The sequence below is a fragment of the Streptomyces sp. NPDC047014 genome, from assembly GCF_040644195.1.
Lineage (GTDB): Bacteria > Actinomycetota > Actinomycetes > Streptomycetales > Streptomycetaceae > Streptomyces.
On record NZ_JBEYVX010000161.1, the window covers coordinates 1 to 6,560 of the forward strand.

General features: G+C 72.0%; 7 protein-coding genes and 1 pseudogene. All 8 read right to left on the reverse strand.

Annotated elements, in window-relative coordinates; all coding sequences use genetic code 11:
- Window positions 1-218, reverse strand: a pseudogene (locus ABZ873_RS33695) (sulfate ABC transporter substrate-binding protein); the annotation flags it as partial.
- Between the two features lie 193 nt (window positions 219-411).
- On the reverse strand, window positions 412-1,758 hold the full coding sequence (locus ABZ873_RS33700; RefSeq protein ID WP_360880529.1) for a GTP-binding protein: 1,347 nt from the start codon (window positions 1,756-1,758) through the stop codon (window positions 412-414).
- Window positions 1,759-1,760: 2 nt separating this feature from the next.
- Window positions 1,761-2,699, reverse strand: a complete 939-nt coding sequence (gene cysD / locus ABZ873_RS33705; protein WP_360880532.1) for a sulfate adenylyltransferase subunit CysD — start codon at window positions 2,697-2,699, stop codon at window positions 1,761-1,763.
- The gene (gene cysC, locus ABZ873_RS33710; protein WP_360880535.1) at window positions 2,696-3,241 is read right to left on the reverse strand and encodes an adenylyl-sulfate kinase; all 546 of its coding nucleotides are present in this window, start codon (window positions 3,239-3,241) and stop codon (window positions 2,696-2,698) included. The genes cysD and cysC overlap by 4 nt, the downstream gene beginning before the upstream one ends.
- Window positions 3,242-3,276: 35 nt before the next feature.
- On the reverse strand, window positions 3,277-4,050 hold the full coding sequence (locus ABZ873_RS33715; RefSeq protein ID WP_360880538.1) for a phosphoadenylyl-sulfate reductase: 774 nt from the start codon (window positions 4,048-4,050) through the stop codon (window positions 3,277-3,279).
- Complete coding sequence (locus ABZ873_RS33720; protein WP_360880541.1) at window positions 4,047-4,226, reverse strand: hypothetical protein; 180 nt, start codon at window positions 4,224-4,226, stop codon at window positions 4,047-4,049. Before ABZ873_RS33720 ends, ABZ873_RS33715 begins: the two co-directional genes overlap by 4 nt.
- Window positions 4,223-5,929 carry a nitrite/sulfite reductase gene (locus tag ABZ873_RS33725; protein WP_360880544.1) on the reverse strand — a complete coding sequence of 569 codons (1,707 nt, stop codon included), beginning with the start codon at window positions 5,927-5,929 and terminating at the stop codon, window positions 4,223-4,225. The genes ABZ873_RS33720 and ABZ873_RS33725 overlap by 4 nt, the downstream gene beginning before the upstream one ends.
- A 211-nt stretch (window positions 5,930-6,140) precedes the next feature.
- Window positions 6,141-6,488 carry a putative leader peptide gene (locus ABZ873_RS33730; protein ID WP_360880547.1) on the reverse strand — a complete coding sequence of 116 codons (348 nt, stop codon included), beginning with the start codon at window positions 6,486-6,488 and terminating at the stop codon, window positions 6,141-6,143.
- Window positions 6,489-6,560: the final 72 nt, after the last annotated feature.

The following is a 6,560-nucleotide window of genomic DNA, read 5'->3' on the forward strand; positions in this document are numbered from 1 at the left end:
AGGCCGACCAGGGCGGTGGCGTGGGTGAGGTTGGGGAAGTAGCCGATCCGGACCTCGGAGGCGGACAGCTTCTTGCCCTCACCGGCCGCGGGCTGCGGCTTGGCCTCGTCCTTCTTCGCCTCGGAACCGTAACCGCAGGAGGCGAGCGCGCCGATCAGCAGCGGCAGGGCGGCCGCGGCGGCGAGGCCGCGGCGCAGGGTGGTACGGGTGGCAGGCACGGGAGGGCTTCCTCTCGCCGCGCCGTGGACCTACGGCGCGGTGCTTCGGGTGGGGAACGGTGGCGGGTACGGCGGACGGGCGGAGGCGGTCATCGCGCACATCGCGCCACCCCTCCCTGGCCGCTGCCGAGGGCGCCGCTGCCCACACGGCCGCCCTCCTTCGCGAAGGTGGCGTACAGATCGGCGAACATGACTAGAAGTCCCACCCTTCCTCGTCCGGCGCCGCGGCCTCGGCCCGCGAGGCGAAGGACTCGCCCGCCATGCCCGCCGCGAGGGTGGTCCCGTCGGCCGGGTCGATCAGCAGGAAGGACCCGGTGCGCCGCGAATCGGCGTACGCGTCGAGCGCCAGCGGCTCGGCGGTGCGTACGACGACCCGGCCGATGTCGTTCGCGACCAGCTGCCCCGGCTCCGGGTGCGGGGAGAGGTCGTCCAGGGTCAGCCGCGAGGGGATCTCCTTGACGATCGCCTTGACCGTGCGCGTGGTGTGCTTGAGCAGCACCCGGGCGCCGACGGCCAGCGGCTGGTCGGCCACGTGGCAGACCGTCGCTACGACGTCCTGCGTGGTGGCGGGCGCGGTCGCGGACGGCGCGATCAGGTCGCCGCGCGAGATGTCGATGTCGTCCTTGAGGCGCAGCGTCACCGACTGCGGGGCCCAGGCGATGTCCACGCTGCCGCCGAGCGCGTCGATGCCCTCGATCACCGAGGTCCGGCCGGAGGGCAGCACGGTGACGGGCTCGCCGACGCGCAGCACGCCCGAGGCGATCTGGCCCGCGTAGCCCCGGTAGTCGGGGTGCTCCGCCGACTGCGGGCGGATCACGTACTGCACCGGGAAGCGCGCCGGGCAGGCGGTCAGGTCGTGGCTGACCGGGACGGTCTCCAGGTGCTCCAGCACCGTCGGGCCGCCGTACCAGTCCATGTGCGCGGAGGGTTCCACGACGTTGTCCCCGGCCAGCGCCGAGATCGGGATCGCGGTGATCTCCGGGACGCCCAGGTCGGAGGCGTACGCGGTGAACTCCTCGGCGATGGCCGCGAAGACCTTCTCCTCGTAGCCCACCAGGTCCATCTTGTTGACGGCCAGCACCACATGCGGGACGCGCAGCAGCGCGGCCACCGCCGCGTGCCGGCGGGTCTGCTCGATCACGCCGTTGCGGGCGTCGACCAGGACCACGGCCAGGTCGGCGGTGGAGGCACCGGTGACCATGTTCCGGGTGTACTGCACGTGCCCCGGGGTGTCGGCCAGGATGAACCGGCGGCGCGCGGTGGCGAAGTAGCGGTAGGCGACGTCGATGGTGATGCCCTGCTCCCGCTCGGCCCGCAGGCCGTCGGTGAGCAGCGCGAGGTCGGGGGCGTCCTGGCCGCGCTGGGCGGAGACGGCCTCCACGGCCTCCATCTGGTCGGTCAGGACCGACTTGGAGTCGTGCAGCAGCCGGCCCACCAGCGTGGACTTGCCGTCGTCGACGGAACCGGCGGTCGCGAAGCGCAGCAGGGTGGTCGCTGCCAGGTCCGCGAGCTGGGCGGCCTGGTCGGTGGTGCTGGTCATGTCTAGAAGTACCCTTCGCGCTTGCGGTCTTCCATCGCGGCCTCGGACATCTTGTCGTCGGCGCGGGTCGCGCCCCGCTCGGTGAGGCGGGAGACGGCGATCTCGGCGATCACGGCGTCCAGCGTGGCGGCGTCGGAGTCGACGGCGCCGGTGCAGGACATGTCACCGACGGTGCGGTAGCGGATCAGCCGCGTCTCGGGCGTCTCGCCCTCCTTCGGGCCGCCCCACTCGCCGGCCGTCAGCCACATGCCGCTGCGCCGGAACACCTCGCGCTCGTGGGCGAAGTAGATCTCCGGCAGCTCGATGCCCTCGCGGGCGATGTACTGCCAGACGTCCAGCTCGGTCCAGTTGGAGAGCGGGAAGACCCGCACGTGCTCGCCGGGGGCGTGGCGGCCGTTGTAGAGCTGCCACAGCTCAGGGCGCTGGCGGCGCGGATCCCACTGGGAGAACTCGTCGCGCAGGGAGAACACCCGCTCCTTGGCGCGGGCCTTCTCCTCGTCGCGGCGGCCGCCGCCGAACACGGCGTCGAACTTGAGCCGCTGGATGGCCTCGGTCAGCGGGACGGTCTGCAGCGGGTTGCGGGTGCCGTCCGGGCGCTCGCGCAGGGTGCCCGCGTCGATGTACTCCTGGACGGAGGCCACGTGCAGGCGCAGCCCGTGCCGGGCGACGGTCCGGTCGCGGTACTCCAGTACCTCGGGGAAGTTGTGCCCCGTGTCCACGTGCAGCAGGGCGAAGGGCACCGGCGCCGGCGCGAACGCCTTGAGCGCCAGGTGCAGCATGACGATGGAGTCCTTGCCGCCGGAGAAGAGGATCACCGGCTTCTCGAACTCGCCCGCCACCTCGCGGAAGATGTGCACGGCCTCGGATTCGAGGGCGTCCAGGTGCGACAGGGCGTAGGGCGCGTCCGTCTCCCCGTGGACGTGTGCGACGGTCGTCGTCATGCCAGACCCCTCTCGGTGAGCAGCGCGTGCAGGGCCGAGGCCGACTCCTGCACGGTCTGCGTGTGCGACTCGATGCGGAGGTCCGGGGACTCCGGTGCCTCGTACGGGTCGTCGACCCCGGTCAGACCGGAGATCTCGCCCGCCGCCTGCTTGGCGTACAGACCCTTCACGTCACGCTCGGAGCACACCTCGACCGGGGTGGCCACGTGTACTTCGAGGTAGCGGGTGGCGGCGGCCGCGTGCCGCTTGCGGACGGCCTCGCGGCTGTCCGCGAAGGGCGCGATCACCGGGACGAGGGCCTTCACGCCGTTGCTCGCGAGGAGTTCGGCGACGAAGCCGATCCGCTGCACGTTGGTGTGCCGGTCCTCGCGGCCGAAGCCCAGCCCGGCGGACAGGAACTCGCGGATCTCGTCCCCGTCGAGCACCTCCACCCGGTGGCCCTCGGCGCGCAGCCGCTCGGCCAGCGCGTAGGCGATGGTGGTCTTGCCCGCGCTCGGCAGCCCGGTCAGCCACACGGTGGCGCCCTGGTCGCTCACGCTCATCTGCTCTGTCTCCGTATGTTCTCGGCGGGCCGTCATCAGCCGTGCAGTCCGCACTCGGTCTTGCCCCGCCCGGCCCAGCGGCCGGCCCGCGCGTCCTCGCCCTCCGCCACCCGGCGGGTGCAGGGGGCGCAGCCGACGGAGGCGTAGCCGTCCATCAGCAGCGGGTTGGTGAGCACACCGTGCTCGGCGACGTACGCGTCCACGTCGTCCTGGGTCCAGCGCGCGATGGGCGAGACCTTCACCTTGCCCCGCTTCTCGTCCCAGCCGACCACCGGGGTGTTCGCCCGGGTCGGGGACTCGTCGCGGCGCAGGCCCGTCGCCCACGCGTCGTATGCCGTCAGGCCCTCCTCCAGCGGCTTGACCTTGCGCAGCGCGCAGCACAGGTCCGGGTCGCGGTCGTGCAGCCGGGGGCCGTGCTCGGCGTCCTGCTCGGCCACCGTCCGGCGCGGGGTGAGGGTGATGACGTTGACGTCCATCACCGCGTCGACCGCGTCGCGGGTGCCGATGGTCTCCTCGAAGTGGTAGCCGGTGTCGAGGAAGACCACGTCCACGCCGGGGAAGACCCGCGAGGCGAGATGGGCGACCACCGCGTCCTCCATGGAGGAGGTGACGGCGAACTTCCGGCCGAAGGTCTCGGCCGCCCAGCGCAGGATCTCCGGCGCGGAGGCGTCCTCCAGGTCCCGGCCCGCCTGCTCGGCCAGCTCCTTGAGCGTGGCGGCCCTCAGGCCGGCGTTCTTGGCACCGGCACTGTGGAGACCGGCACTGTTGGGACCGGCACTGCTGAGACCGGCGTCTTGCGTGGTGGTCATATCTCGTCCCCTCCCGCTGAGTTCGTCCCGAGCCCCCGGGACAGCAGCCCCAGGTACTTCAGCTGGAAGGCCCGGTTGCAGGCCCGGCATTCCCAGGCGCCGTGACCCGACTCGTGCGGGAACAGGTCCTCGTCCCCGCAGTACGGGCAGTAGAACGGTGCCGCGCGCTCGCTCACGACAGGCTCTTCTCGTCCGCGCGGGCGACCCACGCCGCGAAGCGCTCGCCGTCCTCGCGCTGCTCCTCGTAGCTCTTGACGACCCGCTCCACGTAGTCCGGCAGGCCGGCGGAGGTGACCTTGAGGCCGCGGACCTTGCGGCCGAAGCCCGCCTCCAGGCCGAGGGCGCCGCCCAGGTGGACCTGGTAGCCCTCCACCTGGTTGCCGTCGTCGTCCAGGACCAGCTGCCCCTTGAGACCGATGTCCGCCACCTGGATACGGGCGCAGGCGTTCGGGCAGCCGTTGATGTTGATGGTGATCGGCTCGGCGAAGTCCGGCAGACGGCGCTCCAGTTCGTCGATGAGCGAGGCGCCGCGCGCCTTCGTCTCGACGATGGCCAGCTTGCAGAACTCGATGCCGGTGCAGGCCATCGTGCCGCGGCGGAAGGGGGACGGCTTGACCCGCAGGTCCAGCGCCTCCAGCGCCTCCACCACCGAGTCGACCCGGTCGGCCTCGATGTCCAGCACGATCATCTTCTGCTCGGCGGTGGTGCGCAGCCGGCCGGAGCCGTGGCTCTCCGCGATGTCCGCGATCTTGGTGAGGGTGGCGCCGTCCACGCGGCCCACGCGGGGCGCGAAGCCGACGTAGAACCGGCCGTCCTGCTGCTGGTGGACGCCGACGTGGTCGCGCCACTGGCCGGAGGGCTGCGCGGGGGCGGGCCCGTCGGTCAGCTTGCGCTTGAGGTACTCGTCCTCCAGGACCTGGCGGAACTTGGCCGGGCCCCAGTCCGCGACGAGGAACTTGAGGCGGGCGCGGGTGCGCAGGCGGCGGTAGCCGTAGTCGCGGAAGATCGAGATGACGCCCTCGTACACGTCCGGGACCTCGTCGAGCGAGACCCAGGTGCCCAGGCGGACGCCGAGCTTGGGGTTGGTGGACAGGCCGCCGCCGACCCAGACGTCGAAGCCGGGCCCGTGCTCGGGGTGCTCCACGCCGACGAAGGCGATGTCGTTGATCTCGTGCGCCACGTCGAGCAGCGGCGAGCCGGAGACGGCGGACTTGAACTTGCGGGGCAGGTTGGAGAAGTCCTTGTTGCCCACGATGCGGCGGTAGATCTCGTCGATGGCGGGGGTGCCGTCGATGATCTCGTCCTGCGCGATGCCGGCGACGGGCGAGCCGAGGATCACGCGGGGGGTGTCACCGCACGCCTCGGTGGTGGACAGGCCGACGGCCTCCAGCCGGCGCCAGATCTCCGGGACGTCCTCGATCCGGATCCAGTGGTACTGCACGTTCTGGCGGTCGGTGAGGTCGGCGGTGCCGCGGGCGAACTCCTCGGAGATCTCACCGATGACGCGCAGCTGCTCGGTGGTCAGCCGGCCGCCGTCGATGCGGACGCGCAGCATGAAGTACTTGTCGTCCAGCTCCTCCGGCTCCAGGATCGCGGTCTTGCCGCCGTCGATCCCGGGCTTGCGCTGGGTGTAGAGGCCCCACCAGCGCATACGGCCGCGCAGGTCGTTGGGGTCGATGGAGTCGAAGCCGCGGTGGGCGTAGATCGTCTCAATGCGTGTCCGCACATTGAGACCGTCGTCGTCCTTCTTGAACTGCTCGTTGCCGTTGAGGGGGGTGTGGTGTCCGACGGCCCACTGGCCCTCGCCGCGGTGACGGCCGGTCTTGCGGCGCGCGGCGGCTGCGGGCGCGGCTGCGGGCGTTTCGGGGGTGGCGGCCATGGCGGTACGTCCTTCTTCGGCGGCTCAGGGCAGGGCGGTGGCGCGGGGAGGGGGTGGCGTGACCCCTGGACGCTGAGCGGGTGTGGCGGAATGCCGCGCCTTCGCTCCGGGGTGACCGGGGGAGAGGGGGCGGAATGCGGCCTTCAGGGGACTGCGAGGGGTGCCGCTCGGCGGGCGGTGTGCGGCGGGTGTGCGGCGGGTGCTGGTTCCGTCAGCGGGCCGGACAGATGGCGCTGGACATGCGGCCGAGGTCGACGTGGCGTCGACTCACCAAGGCAATTCCAGCTCCATTCATGGCGGAAGCGTGGCATGGCGCGATTGGAGGAGTCCACCACTGTCCGCGATACGGACAAAGTCGTCCCGACATGTGGGATCGCGTGACGGGGGTCACCCCCCACGCCCCCTGCGGGCGGCCCGGCGCGTGCCTTCCGGGTGCGGGCCGGTGGGTGCGCCTCAAGCGCCGGCGGGGCTGGGGTGGTGTCCGCACTCGGAGTGGGAGAAGGGGGGTGGGGGTGCGGGGCCGGTGGGGGGTGTCTCCTCGGCTCGCGCCTGCGGGCATGGTCGTCCCGTACGGGGTGGTTGCGCGCTCGTCCTGCGGGGACACCCCCCACCGTCCCCACACCCCCACCCC